The sequence below is a fragment of the Chitinophaga horti genome (assembly GCF_022867795.2).
Lineage (GTDB): Bacteria > Bacteroidota > Bacteroidia > Chitinophagales > Chitinophagaceae > Chitinophaga > Chitinophaga horti.
In genome coordinates this window covers 5,337,811-5,361,864 of sequence record NZ_CP107006.1, presented here as the reverse complement: position 1 = coordinate 5,361,864, position 24,054 = coordinate 5,337,811, and the positions used below count along the sequence as shown (strand labels likewise).

At 49.1% G+C, this 24,054-nt stretch carries 19 protein-coding genes and 1 tRNA gene; 7 read left to right on the top strand and 13 right to left on the bottom strand.

Annotation, left to right across the window (positions count from 1 at the left end; all coding sequences use genetic code 11):
• Window position 1: 1 nt before the first annotated feature.
• On the bottom strand, window positions 2–2,956 hold the full coding sequence (locus MKQ68_RS21550) for a SusC/RagA family TonB-linked outer membrane protein (RefSeq protein ID WP_264280898.1): 2,955 nt from the start codon (window positions 2,954–2,956) through the stop codon (window positions 2–4).
• Between the two features lie 346 nt (window positions 2,957–3,302).
• The gene (gene susR, locus MKQ68_RS21545; RefSeq protein ID WP_264280897.1) at window positions 3,303–4,898 is read right to left on the bottom strand and encodes a SusR family glycan utilization regulator; all 1,596 of its coding nucleotides are present in this window, start codon (window positions 4,896–4,898) and stop codon (window positions 3,303–3,305) included.
• Between the two features lie 151 nt (window positions 4,899–5,049).
• Between susR and MKQ68_RS21540 the strand changes: the two genes are divergently transcribed.
• The 4 genes from MKQ68_RS21540 (at window position 5,050) to MKQ68_RS21525 (ending at window position 8,151) form a co-directional block, all read left to right on the top strand.
• A tRNA-Asn gene (locus MKQ68_RS21540) sits at window positions 5,050–5,123 on the top strand.
• A gap of 234 nt (window positions 5,124–5,357) precedes the next feature.
• Complete coding sequence (gene darT / locus MKQ68_RS21535; protein WP_255859272.1) at window positions 5,358–5,948, top strand: type II toxin-antitoxin system toxin DNA ADP-ribosyl transferase DarT; 591 nt, start codon at window positions 5,358–5,360, stop codon at window positions 5,946–5,948.
• 3 nt (window positions 5,949–5,951) lie between these two features.
• Window positions 5,952–6,992 (top strand): type II toxin-antitoxin system antitoxin DNA ADP-ribosyl glycohydrolase DarG, encoded by a 1,041-nt coding sequence (gene darG / locus MKQ68_RS21530; RefSeq protein WP_264280896.1) that lies wholly within the window; start codon window positions 5,952–5,954, stop codon window positions 6,990–6,992.
• 454 nt (window positions 6,993–7,446) lie between these two features.
• Window positions 7,447–8,151, top strand: a complete 705-nt coding sequence (locus MKQ68_RS21525; RefSeq protein ID WP_264280895.1) for a DUF2185 domain-containing protein — start codon at window positions 7,447–7,449, stop codon at window positions 8,149–8,151.
• Window positions 8,152–8,288: 137 nt separating this feature from the next.
• Here the strand turns inward: MKQ68_RS21525 and MKQ68_RS21520 are convergent, their stop codons facing one another.
• From MKQ68_RS21520 to MKQ68_RS21490, 7 genes are all read right to left on the bottom strand, one after another.
• The gene (locus MKQ68_RS21520) at window positions 8,289–9,434 is read right to left on the bottom strand and encodes a TlpA disulfide reductase family protein (RefSeq protein WP_264280894.1); all 1,146 of its coding nucleotides are present in this window, start codon (window positions 9,432–9,434) and stop codon (window positions 8,289–8,291) included.
• A gap of 10 nt (window positions 9,435–9,444) precedes the next feature.
• Window positions 9,445–11,001, bottom strand: coding sequence for a PKD-like family lipoprotein (locus MKQ68_RS21515; RefSeq protein ID WP_264280893.1), 1,557 nt, complete (start codon window positions 10,999–11,001; stop codon window positions 9,445–9,447).
• A gap of 23 nt (window positions 11,002–11,024) precedes the next feature.
• Window positions 11,025–11,885, bottom strand: coding sequence for a DUF4843 domain-containing protein (locus tag MKQ68_RS21510; RefSeq protein ID WP_264280892.1), 861 nt, complete (start codon window positions 11,883–11,885; stop codon window positions 11,025–11,027).
• Window positions 11,886–11,909: 24 nt separating this feature from the next.
• On the bottom strand, window positions 11,910–13,373 hold the full coding sequence (locus MKQ68_RS21505) for a RagB/SusD family nutrient uptake outer membrane protein (RefSeq protein ID WP_264280891.1): 1,464 nt from the start codon (window positions 13,371–13,373) through the stop codon (window positions 11,910–11,912).
• A gap of 24 nt (window positions 13,374–13,397) precedes the next feature.
• Window positions 13,398–16,706, bottom strand: coding sequence for a SusC/RagA family TonB-linked outer membrane protein (locus tag MKQ68_RS21500; RefSeq protein WP_264280890.1), 3,309 nt, complete (start codon window positions 16,704–16,706; stop codon window positions 13,398–13,400).
• A gap of 244 nt (window positions 16,707–16,950) precedes the next feature.
• Window positions 16,951–18,108: a FecR family protein gene (locus MKQ68_RS21495; protein WP_264280889.1), complete on the bottom strand. Its 1,158-nt coding sequence runs from the start codon at window positions 18,106–18,108 to the stop codon at window positions 16,951–16,953.
• Window positions 18,109–18,190: 82 nt separating this feature from the next.
• The gene (locus tag MKQ68_RS21490) at window positions 18,191–18,799 is read right to left on the bottom strand and encodes a sigma-70 family RNA polymerase sigma factor (RefSeq protein ID WP_264280888.1); all 609 of its coding nucleotides are present in this window, start codon (window positions 18,797–18,799) and stop codon (window positions 18,191–18,193) included.
• A 105-nt stretch (window positions 18,800–18,904) separates the two neighbouring features.
• On the opposite strand from MKQ68_RS21490, the gene MKQ68_RS21485 reads away from it, so the two are divergent.
• Window positions 18,905–19,318, top strand: coding sequence for a DUF6157 family protein (locus MKQ68_RS21485; protein ID WP_264280887.1), 414 nt, complete (start codon window positions 18,905–18,907; stop codon window positions 19,316–19,318).
• Here MKQ68_RS21485 and MKQ68_RS21480 read toward each other — a convergent pair.
• Window positions 19,307–19,846, bottom strand: coding sequence for a GNAT family N-acetyltransferase (locus MKQ68_RS21480; protein ID WP_264280886.1), 540 nt, complete (start codon window positions 19,844–19,846; stop codon window positions 19,307–19,309). The genes MKQ68_RS21485 and MKQ68_RS21480 overlap by 12 nt on opposite strands.
• 371 nt (window positions 19,847–20,217) lie before the next feature.
• On the opposite strand from MKQ68_RS21480, the gene MKQ68_RS21475 reads away from it, so the two are divergent.
• Window positions 20,218–20,607 (top strand): DUF1801 domain-containing protein, encoded by a 390-nt coding sequence (locus MKQ68_RS21475; RefSeq protein ID WP_244836196.1) that lies wholly within the window; start codon window positions 20,218–20,220, stop codon window positions 20,605–20,607.
• A gap of 84 nt (window positions 20,608–20,691) precedes the next feature.
• Window positions 20,692–21,591, top strand: coding sequence for a DUF2268 domain-containing protein (locus tag MKQ68_RS21470; RefSeq protein ID WP_264280885.1), 900 nt, complete (start codon window positions 20,692–20,694; stop codon window positions 21,589–21,591).
• Window positions 21,592–21,598: 7 nt separating this feature from the next.
• Here the strand turns inward: MKQ68_RS21470 and MKQ68_RS21465 are convergent, their stop codons facing one another.
• The 3 genes from MKQ68_RS21465 to MKQ68_RS21455 form a co-directional block, all read right to left on the bottom strand.
• Window positions 21,599–22,279 (bottom strand): DUF1003 domain-containing protein, encoded by a 681-nt coding sequence (locus MKQ68_RS21465; RefSeq protein WP_264280884.1) that lies wholly within the window; start codon window positions 22,277–22,279, stop codon window positions 21,599–21,601.
• A gap of 260 nt (window positions 22,280–22,539) precedes the next feature.
• A complete protein-coding gene (locus tag MKQ68_RS21460; RefSeq protein WP_264280883.1) occupies window positions 22,540–23,457 on the bottom strand; it encodes a bestrophin family protein in 918 nt (305 codons plus the stop codon).
• A 78-nt stretch (window positions 23,458–23,535) separates the two neighbouring features.
• Window positions 23,536–24,021 (bottom strand): hypothetical protein, encoded by a 486-nt coding sequence (locus MKQ68_RS21455; protein WP_264280882.1) that lies wholly within the window; start codon window positions 24,019–24,021, stop codon window positions 23,536–23,538.
• Window positions 24,022–24,054: the final 33 nt, after the last annotated feature.

The following is a 24,054-nucleotide window of genomic DNA, read 5'->3' as shown; positions in this document are numbered from 1 at the left end:
ATTAAAGCGAGAAGTTAAGGCCGAAGAGAATCGTTCTGGCAGTAGGGTACGGCGAGTACTCGATACCGAAAGAAGTAACCCCGTTGATGCTTTTATCCGTATTCACTTCCGGGTCGAAGCCAGAGTAGCCCGTGAGCACGAACAGGTTTTGGCCCGTAACGAAAAGGTTTACGTTTTTGATATTGCGGCCGATATTGCCGAGGTTGTAGCTGAGCGTCGCATTCGTGAGCTTCATGAAATCGGCCTTCTCCAGGTAACGGCTGGAAGTCGTGATCGGGTTGCTCAGCGCTTCTTTGGTGCCGAGCAGCGAAGCCGCGATGTTGCGGGAGCCGAGGTTACCGATCGGCAGTACCGTGTTGGCCGTGTTGTTGTACACATGATGACCGAACGCGCCGTTCATATTAATATTGAGCGCCCATCTTTTATAATTCAGTTCGCTGGTGATGCCGAGCAGCTGGTCTGGATTAGGATCGCCCAGGTAGTACATGCTGGAACCTTTTTCTGCGTACACGCCCTGGCCGTTATCATCAAATCCCTGGAAGTCTCTCACATAAAATGTATTGAGTGGGTGGCCGCTTACGAGCCGCTGAATGGTAGCGCCGGAAACGCCCTGGCCGCTGATGGAGCCGGTGAGGACGATGGGGCCGGCGTAGTCGCGCAGCTCATTCTTCATGAACGCCGCATTTGCGCCCAGCGTCCACTGCCAGTCTTTGCCGCGAACAACGTCGCCTTTAATCGCCAGTTCCACGCCCGAGTTGAGTACATTACCCGGCAGGTTGATCCAGTAGTTGGAAGCCGGCGCCGGTTGAATAGCCGGGAAGTTGAACAGCAGGTTCGTCGTTTTCTTATGGAAGTAATCTACACTACCATAAATGCGATTGTCTGCCAGGGAGAAGTCGATACCCGCGTTCAGCTGCTGGCTGCTTTCCCATTTAAGATCAGGGTTGGCTACGTTGCTAAGTCCCGCGCCGCCGCCGGCACCCAGTACATATTGCTCCTGTGCCGCGCCTGCCGGAAACTCCTGGTTGCCCGTAATGCCCCATCCTACACGTACGGCTAGCTGGTTAAAGAACGTGTTGCCTTTCAGGAAAGCCTCGTTGCTGATGTTCCATTTCGCCGCAAAAGACGGGAAGTAACCGTATTTATTATTCGCACCGAATTTAGAAGAACCGTCGGCGCGAAGTGTACCCGTGAGCAGGTATTTGTCCTGCAGGTTCATCGTTACGCGACCAAACACTGATTGAATTTCTGAACTCGGGTTCTGGAATCCGTTCATGAAAGTGTTTGACTGTAAAGCGTTCTGAAGGATGTTCGTGTAATCCAGTTCATCCGTAGAAAAACCGAGCGCACCCAATGCGGTACCGCGGTACTCGAACTTCTGGTATTCATATCCCACCACTGCACTTAAGTTCAGGTTGTTTTTAAACTCTTTGTTATAACTGAGTGTATGCGTGAAGAGCTGCGAAGTAAGCTCCGTGTTACCGTAGTAAGCCTGGCCAAAGCCATTCACACCATTGATGTTGATGAAAGATTTGATCTCAGCACGACGGATGCCTATCTGGCGGTTGATGCTGTACAGGAAGCGGTATTGCAGTCCGTCAGCGATATTTACATAGGGCGAAATGCTTCCCAGCAGGTAACTGATGTTCGCATTGTCGTTAAACGCCTTCGACATGGCGAGCGGATTGATCGGGTCGCCGTTGCCGAGGATGTTGAGCGAGCCGTCGGTCTTGTACAACGGCTGCGTAGGGTTCCACTGCAAGGCCTGACCAATCAGGCTGCCCGTAAAGCCCGCGTTGTTCGTGATCGGCGCCAGTTGTTCCCTGGTGTGTGCGGCGCTCAGGTTAAAGTCGAGGCCCAGGCGTTTGCTTTCCAGGAAGTTATACTGCCCGTTGAGGTTAGCGGTATATTTCTTCAATCCCGATTTGATGACGATACCCTGTTGGTCCAGCAGGCCGAAAGACGCGCGGTACCGGCCATTTTCATTGCCACCGCTTACGCCTACGTTGATATTATTGGTAAGCGCGTTGCGCGTAATCGCGTCCATAGCATCCGTATTGCCGCCATAGTCGCCGCCTGCCAGGTTGTAGTCGTCCAGCGCCTTGCGGTATTCCGACGGGCTGAGCACGTCCAGGTTTTTCATCATGTTGCTGGTGCCTACTGAATAAGATACATCCACCTTGGTGGTGCCGGGTGCGCCTTTTTTAGTTGTGATGATGATCACCCCGTTGGAGCCGCGCGAACCGTAGATCGCGGTCGCCGAGGCGTCTTTTAATACCTCGATGGAAGCAATGTCGAACGAGTTGATGAAGTTGAGCGGGTTGGCGTCCGGCGTTTGTCCCAGACCGTTAGCGTCGATGTTGGGGCGGGCGGTGCGGCCATCCAGCGGTACCCCGTCCACCACATACAAAGGCTGGTTGCCCGAGCGCACCGATGCATTACCGCGAATACGGACCGTTGCTGCACCACCGGGTGCGCCACTGTTGTTCACGATCATCAAACCAGAGACCTTACCCTGGATCAGCTGGTCCGGCGCCGATACGATGCCCCGGTTAAAATCTTTCGTCTTAAGGGAAGTAACCGCCCCGGTAAGGTCCTTTTTGCGCGTGGTGCCGTAGCCTACGACTACCACGTCTGTGAGCGTTGTGTTGTCCATTGCCAGTACTACCGCCACCGTGGAATTGCTGGAAATATCTACTTCCTGCGTTGTGTACCCCAGAAAGGAAACGATGAGTGTGGTAGCGGCATTGGGCGCATTCAGTTTAAAATCGCCTTCGGCATTGGTCGTGGTACCGGTGTTAGTGCCTTTAACCTGGACGGTGGCGCCGGGAACTGCTGCGCCTTTTTCGTCCTTAACGGAGCCCGATATTGCCTTTGTCTGCGCCATTAACAGGCACGGCAGGGCCAGAAACAGGGGGCAAAGCAAGATCGCCCGCATGATTCGAGTGGTGATCATAACGTAGAGGTTTATTATTGAAGAGAAGTTTTTTACGCCGGCAAAGAGGGAGTAGGTCGTTTTTTTCGCTTGTTGATCTGCTACTACATCTTTCTGTCGGGAATGGAATTACGTTTTGTGTTCGTTTGGAAGTTTGGGTTTCATACTCGATCAATTTTGGTTTGTACGTGGAAGGGCGGTGCAGAGTGCTCCGCTGTAATGTCAAAGTAAACGGGTTAAACAGAACTGAAAAAGTTTTACAGTCCGAATATAGATAATATTGGCGGGATTTGGACCGATGAGCGGAAATAAATCTTTCTCAATCAACCAGTTGTATAAACATTATAATTTCTTTAATATAGACGTTTTAGAGCGCTTTTATGTCCATAATCCGCGCTTCGAACTCGTCATTCGGCACCGTCGCCTTGTTCCGGATCTTCGTTTTGTATGCGTAAATCGTGTTCACCGAATACTCCAGGATCTGCGCAATTTTTTCATTTTCGGAGATGCCGATGCGAATGAGTGCAAAGATGCGAAGGTCTGTGTTGAGCAGTTCGTTATCCTTTAAGTGTATTCTGTCCTCTTCTTTAAAGAACCCGTTGAACTCCTCCACGAAGTGCGGGAATATTTTCAGGAAGATGCGGTCGAAATTGCGGAACAGTTCATCCCGTTCCTGCTTTACGTTAATATTATTGACGAGGAAACGTGCCTCATTCAGGTTTTTGTCCGCCATTTTCTGGTCGAGCCCCTTTTTGAGCTTTTCTATTTTGCCGATATACTCCGAATTCATCCGGAAGCAGTAGCCGATATATTCCTCCTTGATCTTATTCGCCTCCCGCAATTCCTCGTTTATTTCCTGCTGCTTCACATGCGCCAGCGACAGCGCCGCCTGGGCCAGTTTTAATTTTTTCACCTGTTTGATGACGATGATCGTGAGGACGATCAGCGCCAGCACCAGCGCCGTGGCAATGGCTGCATAAAAGAGCAACAGGCGTTTTTGTCCCTCGACGGTATTCAGCTTCTCTCCTTCTATAATAGGTAAGATCTCGCTCACCTGCACCTTTCGCTGCCGCGCCCCGTAGAACGTGGCATCCTCCACCGCCTTCTCAATATACCGCGACGCGTTTTTCACGTCCCCCGTCTGGAACAGGATCGACGCCAGGTTAAAAGTCGCCGTCGTTTCCTTGATCGACCCCTTCGCATCCGCAATCGCCGACTTCGCCAGGAAGTCGATCGCCTTATTATATTCCTTCTTGGCCGAGTAAATGTTGCCCACGTTCGCATACATCATCGCCTGCTGGTGGTAATTGAGATCCAGTTCGAGCGCCTTCGTGAGGTACACCAGCGACGAGTCCATATTGCCCGCCTTGTAATGTTTATAGCCCAGGTTGCTCAGGTATTCGAAATGCGTCGGCGGATAATACTGGAGCGCCGAGTCTGTATACAAGGCCGCCTGCCGGATATACCCGGGCGTGTAGAACCAATTGTTCACATAATCTGCGAGGTCATAGTAATAGCGGCGCATGAGGACATAGTATTCCGCCTTCAGCGAATCCGGCAGCGTTTGCGCGTGTACATCCCGCATGAGCACCCCCGTTTCATAAAACATGCCCGAGGAAATGAGCACAAACCCCAGTTTTATTTTCGCCTGCTGTAGCCGGTTAGAGTCATTCATACTGGCCGCCAGTTGCTGCAACTCCTGCGCCGTGGCAAACGCCGAATCGAACCGGAAAGATTTATACGCCTCGAACAGCTGGAGGCAGGCCGCGAACTTTTGTGCCGGCAGTTGTGCTTCGTGGCAGGCTGATTTTAGTTTATTTATTTGGGCGATTTTCTGTTGATCGAAATGGCTAGTTTGTTCGAGCGTATGATTGAGGCGTATAAGGAGCGTGTCCGCGCCCGATTGTGCGAACACGGGCGTGACAGCGAGGATGAGGGCCAGGCGGATAATAAATTTCTTCATAGTTGATCATAACGCGCGAAACCTAGGCGCTGACTCAATTTACGAGGAAATTGTTATTGCTGTGCCGGAAGATTTTTTAAAATTTTTTCAATTAGATTTTGCAGAAATGAATTTTTGCCTATTTTTGCAATCCCAATCACGGGAAACACAGTCCTCCTTAGCTCAGTTGGTTAGAGCATCTGACTGTTAATCAGAGGGTCGCTGGTTCAAGTCCAGCAGGGGGAGCAGAAAATGAAGGCTTGCAGAAATGCAGGCCTTTTTATTTTGAGGAAACCAGGGAAATGATAATAGTCGATCTCACACACTTCGGTGGCAGTGAGATTCTGAAGATTTGGGGATAGTGATTTAATTGATTAATTTGAATGATACGATTTCGTGCGCGTAATCATTAAAACAAGCTATTTCAGATAGACATTAGTTGCCAGCATGCCCGACTTAAAGAAGGTATATCTTTATAGAATGACGCATATCCGAAATGTGCCTCACATTTTGAAACATGGTATTACGCATGTCGCCTCTACGAATGCTAATCCCCAATATGTTCCTATCGGCGACGACTCACTGATTGCCACCAGGAAAGATTTCATTCTTGATAACGGAACATTGTTGGGCAGCTATATTCCATTCTATTTTGGAGCGCGGATGCCGATGTTGTACGTTATTCAAAGAGGATTTAATATGGTCACGGCAACCTTGCCTGCTGACATCGTTTATTGTATTACTTCCGTTTACGAAATTGAGCAGCTGGGGATCGACTATGTATTTACGGACGGACATTCCGTAAACTCCTTCAGTTTACAGTACGATAGAGGGAACGTTGACCGTATTTTAGACCTGGTGGATTGGGACGCGGTATCTTCAAAATATTGGAATAGGGAAGATGATCTGGACTTGAAAAGACGCAAAGAGGCTGAGTTTTTGGTTAGACAAGACATTCCTGTTTCAGCAATTTTAGGCTATATTGTATACAATGAAGCGGCAAAGGCCCGGTTAACAGCGTTGGGAATTGAAGGCGCGAAAATAGTTATTAAACCAGACGCATACTTTTAGACTATGATACATTACACCACCGGCAATTTGTTGGAAAGTAAAGCAGAAGCTTTAGTAAACACTGTAAATACCGAAGGTGTTATGGGTAAAGGTATTGCTTTACAATTCAAGCAGGCATTTCCCAACAATTATAAAATATACCAGAAGGCATGTAAAAACAACGAATTGACAGTTGGAAAATTGCTGGTAACAGAAGAAGAGTCCTTATTGGCAGGGAATAAGATCATCATTAATTTTCCCACCAAAACATCCTGGCGTAAACCATCTGAATATAGCTATATAAACGATGGCCTTTTGGCGCTCGTTGATCTGATAAAAGAACGGAGCATTAAATCGATCGCCGTTCCTCCGCTTGGCGCTGGCAACGGCGGACTGGAATGGACGAGGGTCAAGGAAATGTTGTTGGAATATCTAGGCCCATTGGAGTGCGATATATACATTTATGAGCCGTCGAAGGAGATAAAGGAAGTACTTCGGAAAGAACGAGTGAAGCTCACGCCAGCAAGAGCAATGTTACTGGCAGTACTATACGATTCCGTTAGTGGCGGCGAGTTCGTTTCTGAGTTTTCGGCTGAGAAAATCGCCTATTTTCTCCAGCGATTTGGTGGAGAGGGCATTTTCAATCTCAATTACTCACCTAACTTCTATGGTCCTTATTCCGGTAAGGTGAAACACGTACTCTACTATCTTAATGGCAGCTATATTAAGGGGTATAGCTCTAAAGACAAGAAACCATTCGAGGAACTGGGGCTCATACCTGAGGCCGCAGTGGATATTGATAGCTATCTTTCCCAACCTGAAAATGTGCATTATAAAGAGATAGTCGATAAAACGAAGAGCTTTCTGCAAGGGTTCTATTCATCTTTTGGTCTTGAGTTATTATCAACTATTGACTTTATCATGGTAGGGCAGCATGTCAGAACTGTTGAGGAAGTAAGGGCGCATTTGGAAGGTTGGAGTAACAGGAAGAAGACGCTTTTTTCCAACGACAGGTTTATCAGGATTGCGGTGGACAATTTGTCCAGGCATTTGAGTTACTCGTGAGCGGTGGGCACGATTGGTACGGATTATTCTGAGATTGATAAAACTTGATTGAGGATTACGAGTTCGAAAACGTCTACTACAACATGCGGAAGATCATCGACCGCGGCGGCCGAACCACTAAACCGGAAGAATCCAATTAAAAGGAAGTGCCGGTCTCACAAAGGCCGGCTCTTTTAGCCTACTTTTCCTAAAACATGTCAATTTGCTATATGTGTATGTCGCACATATAATTCACAATGCATCAAACGATTGAAAGTCAGTATTCACCAAAACAGCTCAATCACCACCCAACCTGACAGACTGCTATTTGTGTAAATTCTCTACTAAACCCCAAGCCAGCAATTCCGTACTCTCATCGCTCAAATACCACCGATAATACTATTAACAGCACTACACCTCCCCCATTTTTTGGAACGGAAATAGCAATACCTAACACCATTAAACGATAATCAATATGACTCCCGCCCTCCTCGTTTCTAAAATGATCCTCGACGAAAAGATCGAACCCCGCTTCATGTACCGCGAAAAACGCACCCGCCCCGAAGATACCGGCTGGCGCGTGTTCTGCGGCCTGGAAGGAGAAGACGAGGCAGAACCGGTCATCTGTACCCCGGAAGCACTCATTGCCATTGACCCATCTGTAGAGGATATTCTGCATAAAGGAGTAGGCTCGGTATGGGAAAAAGATGAACATAATGAATGGCTCCAGGTATTGGACTTCGACATGGAAGATGATTACATGGCCACGCATCAACTCACCAAAGATTGGACGATCGACATCAATAACCTGTTCGAACGGCGGGTGGAAGAAAGCGGAGATTTGCTTTACACCACCGGCGATAAATCAGTCCGCCTCACGATCTGGCGCGCCGACAACAACAAGGAAGCACTTGTTCAGGAGTACCAGGGCCAGATAGATAACCGCGATCAGTCGAAAAGTAAAACCGTACAAACCTTCGACCAGTCGGACGAGCAGGTGGCCAGGATAGGTTATATCATCGAGGAGGAGGAAGGGGATAAAAAGTACAGCGTACTATACGGTTTCTGCATCATCGATAAAGAAGTGGTATTGGCTGCTATTTATTTTGATTATGATGGCGACCTCGATTGGGCTTTGGAGACGTGGAAGAGTATAAAAACTGTTCAGTTTACAGCGTAAGCGTGTGAAATTTTGAGTAGATAATCGGTTTTTTTCCGATCTGCCGTAGAGAATTTTACATAAATTCAAGTAAAGCCACCAACAATAAAGCCCCGGGTAAACACCCGGGGCCTCCTTACAAAACCAAAATCATCAAATCACAATATTTCTTCCAATTTTTTCATCAACTCTTCCCCACGTAAATACACCGCGATAATCTTTCCATTAGGATCAATCAGGAAATTCATAGGGATACTGGTAATACCATATAGTTTAGTCACATCATCGCGCTCTTTAACTTCCAGCGGAGCCACGTGTTTCCATGGCAGTTCGTCCTTCTGAATAGCGGCTACCCACGCTTTGCGGTCGCCGGGGCGTTCCAGCGATACGCCGAGTACTTCGAAATTTTTATCCTTAAAGCGCGCATAGGCTTTCTTGATCGCCGGGTTCTCCGCACGGCAAGGCATACACCATGACGCCCAGAAATCTAACAACACGTACTTACCGCGGAAGGATGATAACGCAATCGGGTTACCGAGTGTGTCTTTCAGCGTAAAGTCACGGGAAGGATTGCCAGGGGCCAGTTTGAAGGCGGAGCTGATTTGTTCGTTCAGCTGCTTGCCGATCAACGTTTGTTTCATCGGGGCGGAGAGGGCTTTATACCAGGCGGACAATTTATCTTTCTCTTTAGTAAGAGAGATGGCGTTTACGCGCTGGCGAAACAGCTCTAACGTAACATACGAAGCAGGGTGGCTCGTCAGGAAAGCCACTTCAACACTGTCAATCTGCGCTTTACTGCGCTCATTGATCACTTTCAGGCGGTTACGTTCTACGGTGTCTTTCGCTACCACAGCGTGCAGCATCGCGTTGTAAGAGTCGCGCTGCCTGTCCGCAAATGGCTTCAACTGTTTTTTCAGCAACAGGTAATCTGCCTGCGCCTTGCCGGTTGCTTTGATTACTGCGCCTTCCAGGGTTTTGCCCGTTACCGTAATGTCGCCACCTTCAATAAAAAGTGCCGTCTGCTCACTCATCACCCACGGATTTTCCTTACGCATCGCTGCGGGAATGCCGGTGCTCATCGCAGCATAGGTTGGCTCCGTTACCTGTCCGTCGATCGTGAACTTGCCGTCTTTGATCACGGCAGATTTGTACATTTTGCTCGCGCCTTCGTAGTAGCTGATTGATACTTTTTGTCCGTCGCGGGCTGTATCCTGCAGGTCGCCTTTGATCTGAAATGTTTTCTGTGCATAAAGCGCCTGGGTGAACAGGCTGCTCACTAAGAGTAGTCCAATTGTTTTATTCATCATCATCAGTTTAGTTGAAAGCCCTCCAGTTCATGTCTTTTATCTTCACCAGTCCATCCCAGTCCGCACGGTTCACCGGGGTGATGGTTACGGTGTTCGGATCGGTGCCCACGGTAAAGCGGCGCAGCCTGCCTTTTGTGGTGGGATTGTAAGTGGCGATGTACAGGGTGTTAGTGTTGAAGTCGATCTGGGTGTCGAATTTCAGCATCGTGATTTCATCTCCGCCTAATTCAGGGAACTGGTATACTTTTTCCAGGTTTTTGTTATAGTCGTAGCAGTATAAACGGTTACCTACTGCATAAAACACCACCGTACGCCTCGACGAAAATGCATAGAAACTTGCTTTGTCAAAATCGGTAGCGATAGGTTTTACGGTGTAGTAATCACGTTTCACAGGCGCGTTTCCGTTAGCCCAAAACTTGTAGATGTGGCATTGGTTGGTCGCATCTTTCATGATAGCGAATGAGTTACCGCTCGTAGAACCGCCATCAGTATTACGGGTGTTTTCTCCATATACCAGCTTTCGGCCGGTGCCTGACTGGTTCCAGGGGAACAGTTCTCCGGCTTTATCCGCCAGGGACACCGAATAGGAGTTGATACCGAACGAAGCGTAGTTCATGAAGCGGTCATTCTCCGTGTCATACCAGATGATGGAAGGCATAGTTCCGATGGCGTACCATAAGTAGGGTGCGGTCGGTAACCTTTTGTCATAGGTGGCTTCTTCCCTGTTCACGGCGTTGGAATAATAATCGCCCATGGCAATGAAGGTGTTGGTGGAAAAAATGTTTCCATCGCTGGTCATCATGGCTCGGTTAGAACTGTTGCTTACGCTACCGGCCCTGTCCCTGAACTGTGGTGCATAAAGGATGGGGTTTAGGTTGTCTTTATCCACCGGGTCGTTGATCACGGCCATTCTGCCGAACCTGTTGTTGATGTTGCCTTTCATCGATTTACGCTCCAGGTAGTACGAGCCGCTTTTGGTCATCACCCATACACGGCCTTTATTAACGGAGGTGTCTTTGTCGCCATTGTGCACAATCGTTACAGGGTCGGTAAGGGCAGGCAGACCACTGGCGCTGAGCAGGCCCCTCACCACTACGGTATCGTTTACCATGGTAATCATATCTACCTCGGCGTTGCCGTTTTCGGCATATCCCATCAGCATTAAACCGGTTGAGAAGCGGGTGCCGATAGTGAAGGCAGTGCCTTTTTGCCAGGTAACGCCGGTCTGTTTGTCTTTGATCCGCAGGAACAGGTTATAGGCATCGGGTGTTGCACTCACGGGATAGTTCAGTTCAGGTCCTTCTCCCAAAGTATCTAAAGGCGTATATCCCCTGCAAAGCACCCAATAGTAAGCAAAACGGTTAGGATCCGCTTCGCCTTCTGTCATGGTGATGGTAGGTTTGATCGTGAGCACATCGAGTCCGAAGATAGCCGTGTAACTGCTGGCTATGCCGCTGATGGTTACTTCGTTAATTTCTTTATAGTCGTAATTCCCGGTGTCTTTGTAACAAGCACTAAACAAGCCGGTGAATGCAGTTATTATACAGATGCTGATTCTTTTCATGTTGAAAACTTAACGGTTGTTAATTATTGATAAGGCACACCCACAGTGGACGTCCAGGGCACGCTACCGCACCACATTAGCCTGCCATCATCTTCTTTCACAGGGGTGCCCGCATTAAACTGGTCTTTGAGATAACGCGCCATTTCGTTTGCAATCAGGCTCGAAAGGATGGTTGGCATGGTGGCATCGGACGAGAAATCCTGGTAGGTGAGATGTAGCAATTGGCACATCAGCTCCAGCTTTTTACGGCTGAATACGCCCCACAGTCCAGTTTCCTGTTTGGTTTCCGGCACCATTTTTCCGCGCCACACTGCTGGCTCTACCATCAGGTCATTGATGTTGATCATGTGTAACGTAGCGTCAAAAACGGTATCGGCACCCACGCTGCCGGTTCCTAAGTCGGGTATCGCTCTCCATTTTGGAAAGGACAGACCGAAGTTTTCATTAGCTACCAGGCGGAGGCCCAGTCGTTTATTTTCGGTCAGCATATCGGCCGTGCGCATCACGGTAATTGGTACAAAACCTTGTATAGCGTTGGCCGGAATGGTGCATGTGCGCGGAAAGGCCTGGTAGTGTACTTTTTCCAGGGCGCTAGTAGAATCCGGGTTTACTTCCACGAGAAAAACACGGTCGTAGTTTTTCATCGGCCCGGTGATCATTACCGGTATTTGTAATTTCACTTCGTTTACATCAGCGGGCTGACTTACAAATTCAACGTTTGTGAAAGAGCGGAAAGGCCAGCTATTGGGCGCGGCATAATAAGGACCACTTCGGGCAGCAAAGTAAACGCCTACAATGCCCTCATATTCCATCATATCTTTTTTGCAGGATGCAGTAGTCAATGTCAACACCAACAGCATCATACCAGTAATAAGTCTAAGCATATCAGAATGTTTTTATCAGGTTGATTAATTACCTCTTACCGCAGTTTCGCTCAGTGGCAGCGGTACAGTATAGTTGCCGGGAATCATCTGTTTTGTATTGGTCAGATGCGCATGATTCGGAATGGCGGTCATCGCGTTCCTTTTATAGTAAAAGAACATTTGGCCTTCCCCGAACACTTCTTTCCTGAACTCGCGGGTGATGAAATCTTTTAACAACACCGGAGTCGCCGGCGTGAGGCTCACACAGTTACGACCGGTGCGCAGGATGTTCAGGTAGCGGGTGCCCTCTTCAAGGGTGGGCGTACATTCTGCCGCGATGAGCAATAGCTCGCTCAGCCTGATCAACGGCATCATGTTAGGCGCAGGGGTATTGCTGGCCACGCTGAACTTAATATGGGTAAGGAAGGCGCCGTTCGGGTTGGACAGTGACATCCAGGCTTTCAGGCGGTAATCGTTCTGATCGTCGTAAAGGGCGTTCTTCCGGCTCTCGTTGGCGTCGTTATTGTTAAAACTCAGGCGCTGGTCTTTCTGCAGGTCGGGCGTAAAGAAGTTGGTATACACAGTATTCCTGTTCACTTTGTAAAGTGCAAACATTACTTCATTACGTATCATGTGATCGAAGTCGGCCGGCGTAGCAGACGGATTTGTAATGCCGATCGGGAAGATGGTCTTCGCCGGGTCCAGCACTGCTGTTAACACTTCCTGCGCTTCCCGCAATGCATTTTCTTTGTCCTGCTTCCAGAGGTGTGCCCTGGCGAGCAAAGCTTTTACCGCATAGTAGTTAAGGCGGTATTGACGATAATACAACTCATTTGTTCCATTCGGGTTTGCGCCATGACGAACGCCCTCCGTAATAATCGGGTCTGCGTCTTTCAACAAAGCTGCAGCCTGTGTAAGATCTTCGATCACTTTCTGCATGACCACGTCAGAACTTACCAGTACCGATGCTTGCGGACGCGCCGAGCTGTTGAAGGGAATACAGGGAACCGTTTTGTTGGTCTCTGACCAGATAGGACCGAACAAACGTAACATATCGAAGTGCAGCATCGCGCGTAAGGCCAATGCCTCACCTTTTACCAGGCCAAAGTAAGGCGCGGGTAAAACAGGTGTACCGTCACCACATCTTTCAATGATCACGTTACAGTTTATGATCAGCTCGTAGGATTTCTTCCAGATGTTGTCAAACGCCGTCCTCGACCGGTCAGTCGCATAGTTAAAGGTGGTGAAATCGTAGAAGCGATGCGTGCTGGATGTCATAAAGTAATACTGCGCCATCACGTCTACCACGGAGGTGGTCATCTGCTCACCATAAATCGTGGGGCTGGTCAACTCCGCGTATACACCATTCAGCGAAGTGAGGTAGCCCTCCCGGGTAGAAAACAATTTGTCTTCCGCCAGCCGGTCGCTAGGTTGTACATCGATCCATTTTTTGCAGGAGCCCAGCAACAAGGCCAGCATCATGCAACTATATAAAAAGCTTTTTCTCATTTTTTTCATTTTGGCTGTAATCAATTAAAAACGCACACCGGCGGAGAATGAAACGGAACGGGCGAAAGGATAATCGATCCCACGTTCGTTCATCACGGTAGAAACCCGGAAAATGTCGTTCATATAAATCCGGAAGTTCATCGACGATGCGCGGATGGACTTCAGCCAGCGTGCCTGCGTAGTTTCGTATCCGAAAGAAATAGACTCACCTGCCAGGATGTTGTTATCCTCCACGAAACGGGATGACATCGGGTTGTTTCTCACCTCGGTGATCGCCTTAAACTTCGCCTGGTCGCCCGGCTTCTGCCAACGTTCGGTCAGGGCGCGGCGGTCCTGGTTGAGGCCCAGGTTCTGATGCGGAATGTTTTCTACTTTGTCATACAACGTCTGCATAAAAATCTGGCCGCCATAACGGTAACGCAGCGCGACGTTGGCAGTAAAACCTTTATAAGAAAGCATGGTACCTACAATGCCTTCTATTTTGGGATCACTGTTGCCCACCACTACTTCGTCTGCAGGGTTATGTACAAAGGTTTGATGCCCGCTTTTGTCCAGGAATATCTCCCGGCCGGTAGCAGGATCAATACCTTTTGAGCGTACGGCCCACAGGTCGGAAGGGCTGGCGCCGTCGTAGTAACGGATCATGTTAATACCTTTATTCTTCTCATTGAAGTTCGACAGCGCGTTGCCGAAGCCCGTGTATTGCGAGCGCAGGTGACGTGCGTTCAGGTTCAGCATCCAGGTAAAACCTTTACGTTGAATGGCTGTGTAGTTGGTAGTGAGTGTAAAGCCGGTCTGTTGCTGGCCGCCGAGGTTGTCGGTAACGGTTTTGGCGCCGGAAGAAGACGGCAGGGCGATGAATACAAGCAGCGGATCGGTCGTTTTAACAAAGTAGTCCGCGTTCAGGCGAAAGCGATTGTTAAATAACTGCACGTCCATGCCTATGTTACGGTCAATTGTTTTCTGCCACTTCAGGGATGGGTTACCGTGGTTGTTGATCAACATGCTGGGCCCGAATGGATTCGGATTGGCATTGTTGTACATGTATACGCGGGTAGAGATGTAGTCGGAAAAATTCTGGTTGCCCGGGTTACCGATAGAAGCGCGTAAACGCAGGCTGTTCAGCCACTCGTAATCAGCTTCCTTAAAAAAGGCTTCTTTATGAATGTTCCACGCCAGGCCGGCAGACCATATCGTGGTGAACTGTTTGTTGGAACCGAATACAGAGGCGCCATCCGCACGTACAGTGGCATCTACCATGTAACGCTCGTCATAGGCATAACCGGTATTGAAGAAATAACTACCGCTGCGACGGATCGACTCCCGGTAAACAGGGCGTGAGTTCTCCGCATAACCAAATCCAAAGGAAGCATTCGGGAAATCGTCGCTCACAAAACCACTTACGGTGTAAGAGCTTCCTACGGTAGATACTTCGTTGAGGCGCATACCAGCCACCATGTTCAGCATATGTTTTTCTGCGAACAGCTTGCCGTAGGTAAGGCTAAGGTCACCGTCGTAGTTCATTTGCGTGTTATTCGCTTCGCTATAAGTACCTTGTAACAGCGGGTCTAATTGTGCGAACTGCGAGTTAAAGGGCGAGCGGAATATTTCTTCCCTTACGGCCGTACGCATCAGGCCTACACGGGCCCTGGCGCGCAATTCATCCAGCAACCGCCATTCCATTTCGAAGTTGTTGGTAAAGCCCTGCGACTTGGATTTGTTGACGTTGTTGTTCTGCAGGTCGTATATAGGGTTATAGTAAGTCTCTGTTTGTACGCCGGTGGTAAAGCCGCCGTACGTGAACGATTCCAATACCTTGTCTATACCGCCCGTTGCATTGTACTTGCGGAAGTACGGACTGGCACGCGAAAAGTCAGAGAACGGGATCGATTCTCTCGTGGTGTTTACCAGGTCGATGCTCAGGGAGTTGGATACGGACAGGTTGTTTTTACGATAGATGAGGCGGATGTTACCATTGGTGAGATCACGGTTCGATTCTTTCATCACACCCTGGTTGTTGCCGTAGCTGATGGTAGCGCTGTAACGCAATACCTGGTCGCCGCCTTCTGCCATCAATGTATGACGATGGTTCACGCCGAAACGCAGTGGCTCATTCATCCAGTAGGAGTTAACGCCGCGCTGTACCTCTGCAAGCCGTTTGTTGTATTTCTGTTCACCTACTTCGGTGGCGAAGCCCCTGTCTGGATTATAAGATCCGAGGAAGCTCGTCAATTTTTCAAACTCCAGCTTTTCCGAAGCGTTCATCAGGTTATAGTCAGATAAGTCAGCGAAGCTGAACGTAGAGTTAAGGTTGTAGTTCAAACGTAAACGACCGGGAGTAGGGCGTTTCGTCTCAATCACCACCACGCCGTTCGCCGCTTTGGAACCATAAATCGCTGTAGCCGCCGCATCTTTCAGTACGGTGATGCTCTCGATACGGTCCATGGTAAAGTCGCTGATGATCTGCAGGGTAGATTCGAACCCGTCGAGGATGAACAGCGGCTGGTTGGGATTGGTGCCATACTCTTCAGAAAGGCCGATAACACTGCTCTTACCGCGGATCTCCACGTCTGGCAGGCGGTTCGGGTCGGAGCCGAAAGTGGAGTTCTCGATCACCGCGAAGGATGGGTCGAGTGTTCTTAAGGCCTGTAGCGGATTCTGGTTGCCTACCATTTTCAGTTCGTTCACCGTATAGGTAGCTGCTGAACCCGTAAAGCTTTCTTTCTTACGTTGATAGATACCCGTTACTACGTGATCCTTGATCGCCGTAACTGCCAAACCCAATTTAACGGACAGCGGCTCACCCGCCTGCGGCTTCATTTCCACCTGCTGGAAACCGATGGCGGTAAACAACAGCGGGCGACCTTTTACAGCCCTGATCACGAAATTACCTTTCGGATCGGTGATGCTGCCGATGCGCGTACCTTTTACCACTACGCTCACGCCGGGCACTGCTTCTCCCGACTCGGAAGTAACGACGCCGGTTACGACGATCGTAGAGTCTTCGGCGGCGCTGTTCGTGTTAGCCGGTTGCTGCACCGGTTTGCGGGAAAGTGTAATGGTTTTGCCTTCGATGCGGAAGTTGAGCGATTGCTCGTTCAGCACAGCGGGCAAAAACTGGTTCAGCGGCATGTCTTTCGCCGTGATGTTAACCGGTTTGGCATTGTCGAGCAACTGGCGGTTGTAAAAGAAAACCAGTCCCGTTTGTTTCTCCACATTGGAAAGCACCGTTTCCAGCGGCATGCCTTTCGCAGAGAGTGTTACCTTTTGCGAGTAACTGTTGGCCGACACGGTAAGGGTGGCGGCGAAGAACAGGAAAATAAAAATTCTCATGGCGGTACTTAATGAAGTTGGCGCGAGTTGTTTGTCCGGATCTTGCGGCGTGTGTTTGATCAGTCGTCGCGAAATGGCTGATGCTAAAAGCGCGCTCCGTTGGCTGCTGTTGGCAGTGTTGGACATACTTTGGTTGCTGTTTGTTGGTTGAAAAATGGTTACATAATAGTAGTCTGCCGCCGCTCATTGCCGGCGGTTCATTCGGCTAAGTCCTTTAGTCATGCATACTGTTCGGTCGATTGTTTCATGGTAATACGATCAGCTTGCGGCCTTCGATGCGGAAATGCACCTCCGATTCCTTCAGCGATTGTAATAATCCGGATAAGCTTACATCATTACTTAGTTTGCCCCCAAACCGGATGTCGGGGATCTTTGTTTCATATACTACTTCTATATCGTACCAACGTTCTACCTGGCGCATTACTTCTTCCAGGGTAGAGTTGTTGAAGTTGAAAATGCCGCTCTTCCAGGCGATGGCCTTGTCGATATCTGCATTATTCACCAGCCTGATGGGCCGCCCGTCCTGTATCTGCGCCTGCTGGCCGGGTTGTAATACTACCAATGGCCCGTCGCCGGAGGATATTTGTACACTACCATCCACCAAAGTGGTTTTAATATTGGCTTCGTTATCGTAAGCATTGATGTTGAAGCTCGTGCCCAACACCTGCACGCGCGCCTGGTTGTCGATATCTATAATAAAAGGCTGCGTCGCGTTTTTCGCCACTTCGAAATACACCTCTCCTTTCACGCCCACTTCCCGTTTATCGCCGGAAAAGGCGGTCGGGTAACGGAGGGAGCTGGCGGCGTTCAGCCAGACTTTAGTCCCGTCCGGCAGTAATACCTGGAACTGGCGGCCTTTCGGTGTGGTAAGATTATTATAGGCGATTGCAGCGGTTTCCTGGCCGGCATCGTAAGCCAGTTCGCCATTTTTGAGCGTGAGCTGTGTGCCGTTCTGGGTGCCGATTACCCCGTTGCCAAGGCTGTCGAGTACTACCTGGCTGCCATCTGCGAGGGTGAGGATAGCGCCATTCCTGCCCGGGAGTATTTCTGCGGGCGTGGCGACTACCGGTGCCAGCGGTTTTTGCTGTTTCATCCAGAAGTAGGTGCCGGTACCGGCTGCAAGTAATACAGCGGCGGCTACCCAGCCCCAGCGGCGTGCCGGGTGCAGGCGGCGAACGGGAGTTGCAGGCATGTCTGCTTCCATCCGCTGGCGGATTTTAGCCAGGATAATGTCTCCATGATCCGCTGTTTCCTCTTCATGAAAGGCAAGCAAGTGCTGCCGTAATTGTTCTTCGTCGCTTACAGACGCTATCAGGCGTCGGTTACGATCGGACTGTGAAACCCACTCGTTCAGCAGTACTTGTTCTTGTTCGGAAAGGTTTCCCTGCAGGTGTTTCAGCAAGAGATCCGATAGGTTGGTGACCGTCATATTGCATACACTACAATCGAAGGCAACGAATCAACCAGTCAAAATAAAAAAATTTCTAAAAAAGATCGGGACGATCGAGCAGCAGCAGGAAGGCGACGGTTAACACGCTGTCGCCAAGGGCAATTTGAAGCAGCTTTACGGCACTAACGCGCTGGTTTGTAACCGTTTGTGCTTTTATCTGGAGCAGTTCGGCGATTTCGGCTGGCTTAAGGCCATCACGGTAAGAGAGGAGGAAAATTTCCCGCATGCGGGTGGGCAGTTTATTGATTTCTGCATAGATGCGGGCCACGAGCTGGATTTTCACTTGTTCTTCAAAGAAGCCATCGGGTTCGCGCTCGGCCAGCAGGCGTAGCAGGTTTTCCTGGTGGCTGGCCTTCATTTTACGGTGCTTCAGCAGGTTGAAACATTTGTTACGGACGGTAACATATAGAAAAGCGGAGATCGCATCAAGCGAATGAAAAGAATCCCGCTGTTGCCAGAGCTGCACGAACGCCTCGGCGGTGAGGTCCTGCGCATCGGCGGTTTCCTCCATAAATTTACGGGCGAACCAGTACACCCGGCGGTACAGGTGTTTATATACCGATGTAAACGCTTCCTCACTTCCGGCGCGAAACTGTTGTATTAAAACAACCTCATCGTGTATTTCATGCTCTGGTGATATCAAAATAGGAGCGGAGTGGCTTGATAATTACAAAAATAGCACAATAACCGGCAGCGTGCAAGCGGGGCCGTATGAGCGGTTGCTAACGCAATTTTGTAAATTACAGTTATGAAAGTCCACACCACTAACTACCAAAACACGTTCATCACCGTAGCTGACGACTGCCGCGCCACACAGGGCGAAGTGCCCCCGGTAAAAGGCGACGACAAAACGATCGCTAACCTGCAGTTCGACCTCTTGTACGACCATCCTTATAAATATACGTCAGACGATATTGTGTTTCATTGTTACGCCGCGAAGAATAAAATACCGAAGGCCGAGCAGCCTGCCGCCCGGGAACAGTTCTTTTCCAAAGGACAGCCATGCCTGCGCACATCGCCGTTAAGTAAACGTTACGGCTTCGGCACGCATCATAATGAAGAAGGAAAGGTGGCTTTGTATGCTATGGAGTCGCCGGAGTATGCGAAGCTCATGAAAGATAAGGGGCTGAAGGTGATTAAGGCAATAAAGTCAAGTAGATAAGACGAGGGGCCGTCTGCATTTATGATAGTGCAACAACCCTTCTTCCTCCTTCACCTGCACGAAGCCGGCGTTCTGCACCAGCTTCCTGCATGCCTCATTATGCGTATACGTCCGCGCTAATATTGTTTTCAATTCCCCGTTCCGGAACGCCCAGCCGAGCATCGCCTTCAGGGCCTCGAGGGCGAGGCCACGCCCCTGGTAACTAGCGTCCAGCATAAAACCGGTTTCCGATACGCCGTCCTCATTCGGGTAACCAACACCGATGCCGCCGATCGATTTGTTCTCGGCTTTGAATACAATCTCCCAGTTGGTGTACCACTCGTATTTGTCGGGGAACTCCGCCGTTTTAGGCAGCCAGAAGTTCACCAGCGCATCGGTCATCTCAAATTGGTATTCGGCATCGATGACCATAGCCGAAGGGTTAAGTCCGAGTTGCAGCTCCATCGCCGCACGATCTTGCTGCCACAGTAACAGCAGCTTATGGGATAAGGGAATCAGCCGTAGCCGTTCCGTTTCCAGATATGACATTGTATATAAGTATTGATTGAAAAAATGAATTACCGCATCACCAGGCGGTGATGTATGTGAGGGGAAAAGTGTTTCCCTTTAACCGGCAATTCCAGGCCTGATGTAATGCCTGTTATTATAATTCGTTTGCAGCGGCGTTAAATTATGAGGGCAAGATAGGAAATTTTGTGCGCAGGGTGCATAAATATGTCAAAATGTTATATGTGTATGCCTTACATCATTAGTTGCAGCAACGAAGTGTTTGATAATCTGTGCCCGATGGCCCGGATAGAAAAGCGCGTTTACTGCCATCCTGCTATTTGTGTAACAGCAACAATAACGTCGCGTATACACGTTGGGACGTTTTTGTATCTTTAAACAAACCCTTTTTCATGAATAAAGATGTTCAGGCTTACAACGATGCACAGTTGCCTGCCGACCAGGAAATCTGCAACCTGCTCGCTACCATCATCACTAAACAGCTGCCGCACGCCGAAAATAAAATATGGCACCGCCACCCGGTTTGGTTCCTTGATGGTAACCCCGTTGCCGGTTATAGCAAGCTAAAAGACAGCGTTCGCCTGTTATTCTGGAGCGGCCAGTCCTTCGACGAACCCGGCCTGCAAAAGGAAGGTACTTTCAAAGCAGCCGAAGCGCGGTACACCTCCGCAGACCAGGTAAATACCACTGACCTGAAGCGCTGGCTGAAGAAGGCGGAGGACATACAATGGGATTATAAAAACCTGGTAAAACGTAAAGGTGTGCTGGAGCGGTTGCGATAATCAATGCTCATTCCCGAGATAAAACCCTGACGGCGCTGTAACTTTTCGCCGGTTCCGTCGTCTTTCTGATAAACTAGTTGAGCCATGCTAACCCGTGCCATCGTATCGCTGTTGTTGTTGACAAACGTATTTAACGTAAACGCTCAAACGACGTTCACATCCCATCCGGATAGTTCCGTATTTTTAACCGCCGACATCGATCGCTTTTGGAACGCGTTCGATAAATTTAAAAAGGATACCTCCGTAAATCCCTTCGGTAAAGATTATGTTGAGTTAGGCAGCCCTGGCGTAAAAGGCTTCCTGCCTGGTCGCATCCAGAGCGCCGAACATTTGTATAAAACGGTGAAAGCGCGTACGGCAGCATACGAGCGGGTTAGACCGGCCACGTTCCAAATGGCACAAGCCGAAGCAAAGTGCAGGGCCGCCTTCCATAAGCTGAAGGCAATTTACCCGGAGGCACAGTTTCCGCCGGTTTATTTTGTGATAGGCGCTTTTAATTCCGGCGGCACTTTTAGTGAAGATGGGATTATGATTGGCGCGGAGCGACAGCCTGATCTGGCGATCATCCCTTTCCTGGTGGCACATGAAGCTGCTCACTTCCAGCAAAAAACCTGGTCCGAAAGCCCAACGTTGCTTCAGCAAAGTATTGTAGAGGGTGCGGCCGATTTTATCGGAGAACTGACGTCCGGCGGCATTATCAATGAAAAGGCATTCGCTTATGGCCGGCAGCATGAAGAGGCACTTTGCCGGGAGTTTGTTACCGTTATGGATAGCGTGGAATACCAGGACTGGCTTTACGGGGTGTCGGGTAAGGACGGGCGGCCCAACGATCTCGGTTATTGGATGGGTTACCAGATCGTATCTACTTATTATAAGAAGGCTGCCAATAAAAACCAGGCGATCAAAGATATCCTGTGGGTGACCGATTATCGCGCCCTGCTGGATAAAAGTGGCTACCTGGCGCCTTACCTCCCGGGGAAATAGGCCAGGCTTACCGCTTTGGCCTTTCCATCAACTCCTTCATCATATCTACCTGTATCTGCTGAATTTCCTGTTGCTGCAGCATGAGGTGGTCGATCTTTTCATGCAGCATCCTTATCTCCAGCTCACTTTTCAGGTTCACCATGTAGTCGTTCTTCGCCCGTTCGCGGTCTTTTCCCTCCTGCCGGTTCTGGCTCATCATAATGACGGGCGCCTGTATCGCCGCAATGCAGGAAAGGATCAGGTTCAATAATATAAAAGGATAAGGATCAAAACCCTTTTCGCGGAGCAATACGACATTGAGTGCCATCCACGAAACCAGGAAGGCGGTAAAAATGCCGATGAACCGCCAGCTGCCGCCAAACGTGGCAATACGGTCTGCCCATCGATCGCCCCTGCTCTCCTGGTTCTTTACTTCACTCGCTTCATCGGAAATCAGGTGGTCCTGGTTAATGTTGTCCATTACCGTTTTTTCCAGGTCGGTGAGGGTGCCCACTTCGCGGATAAGTAATTGTTGAATGTATTGCTGCCTGTAATGATTCATCTCCTGCACCGACAAGTAACAGTTCTCATCAAACTCCGGATGCTCCTTCCGGATTTCGTTCATCAGGCCCGGACGAATGCTTTTCGCGGATACTTTTTCACTGGCGGGATAACTCTTATTCGAAATGTTGCTCGTAAAGTGTTGCATAAATGAAGCTTTGTGCCAAAAGTATGTCAAATTGTTATATGTGTGTATGGCACACAATCTACATTCTGGTAATCGACTTGTAAATCAATACTAATTGTACACGCATTGAGCAACTAAAACATGACATATTGTTATATGTGTTGGGCGCACACAATTTCATTTTCGGTCGTGCGAAGGGTATAAAAACGAGAAAAGCCCCGGTAGAGACCAGGGCTTTATTTACACGCCTTTCAAATTGTGATTATCTCGTTAAACTCAACCTATAAAACATAAAATTCTTTGTTCGCTTCCGGAATAACAGGCACTACCACCTGTTCTTCCTGTTGCATTTGCCTTAAATCCCGTTCTATATTGCGTGCAATACTTGTCATCGGGGTATCCGTTGGTTTATTTTCAAACGGATCCTGGAGATTAATGGCCATTTTTTCAATCAGTAAGAATGAAGCGGAAATGGCAACTACCAGAGGTACTTCTACCAAACCGAAATGATCTATCAGGGCAAACGGCAACAGCATGATGAAAAAGATCACCGTAAAGTGAGTGTACAAGCTGTATGTTGCCGGGAATACCGTGTTCTTAATTCTTTCACATTTACCCATCGCATCGGTCAGGCGGCTTAGGGTACGGTCCAGCTCTATCTGCTGGTAAGGATTCACCCATTCCCGTTCGATCGCGTACTTCAGGTCGCGGGCATGCAGGTGCATGAGGCCTGAGGGTACGTTATCATATTTAGCCAGCTGATTCAATTCACGTTTAGACAATAACCTGTCTAACCCTTTCAGTGCATCCATGCCGCGAAGCGATTGCCCCAGGGCGTAGGTCCAGGCGATCTGGCGTTTTACGAACTGGTCCTGGAAGTGGCGAAACTCTTCGGACTTGTACGGGTCATCCGTTAACGTTAGTATCTGGCGGGCCAGTGTTCGTGAATCGTTCACGATCGCGCCCCAGATGGTACGGGCCTCCCACCAGCGATCGTACGCCTGGTTGGACCGGAAGGCCAGTAATAACGACAGTACGGTGCCAAGTACCATGGGTACAGCTATAGGGACAGTGATATCACCAACGTGATAATTATTGTACAGTATATTTATAACCAGGGTATAAACCGTAATGGCAAGTACCTCGTACTTTATTTTGCCGAATACATACTTAAATGGAATATTATTTTTCAATAACATAGTCTCTTCATTTTGTAGTGACTAATTAAGCGATACCAGACGGTCTAAGCTCACTACCGGGCCGGGCCCGGGATCCCTTCAAGTGTTGGCGAGCAGCAAATCGGAAATCGATGCTCTTACAAAACTTGGCTTACGGGTAACAGAGTGAACGTCAACCAACGGATATTTGCATTTCCTGATGAGCCGGATCGGATTAAAACTTTCTTTATCCGGCAGTTGATAAGTATCTTCAGTTGGACAAGCTATGGCGCTTATGCTATTGGCTGCCAGGAAGTTTCGGAAGGCGGCATTGGTAGTGCCAACAAAAAATTCTACCGATAACTGGCCAATGGCGGAGGCATATTTATTTTTAAGTATTTCGCAGGCTTCACGAAACTCAGCGGTAATCAGCTCGTAATGACGGGCGCCGCGTCCAAACTGGAGCAAGTCAATAATGGAATCCGGCATTTTCAGTGCGTGCATCAGCACGATGTTTACCGGTTCCCCGTTTTGCTTCTCCACTACACTGTGCACATATCCGAGGGAACGGATGCTAAAATCAGTAGGTACTAAAATATTTTTCATATACTACGAGATTTATAGTACAAAATTATCCCG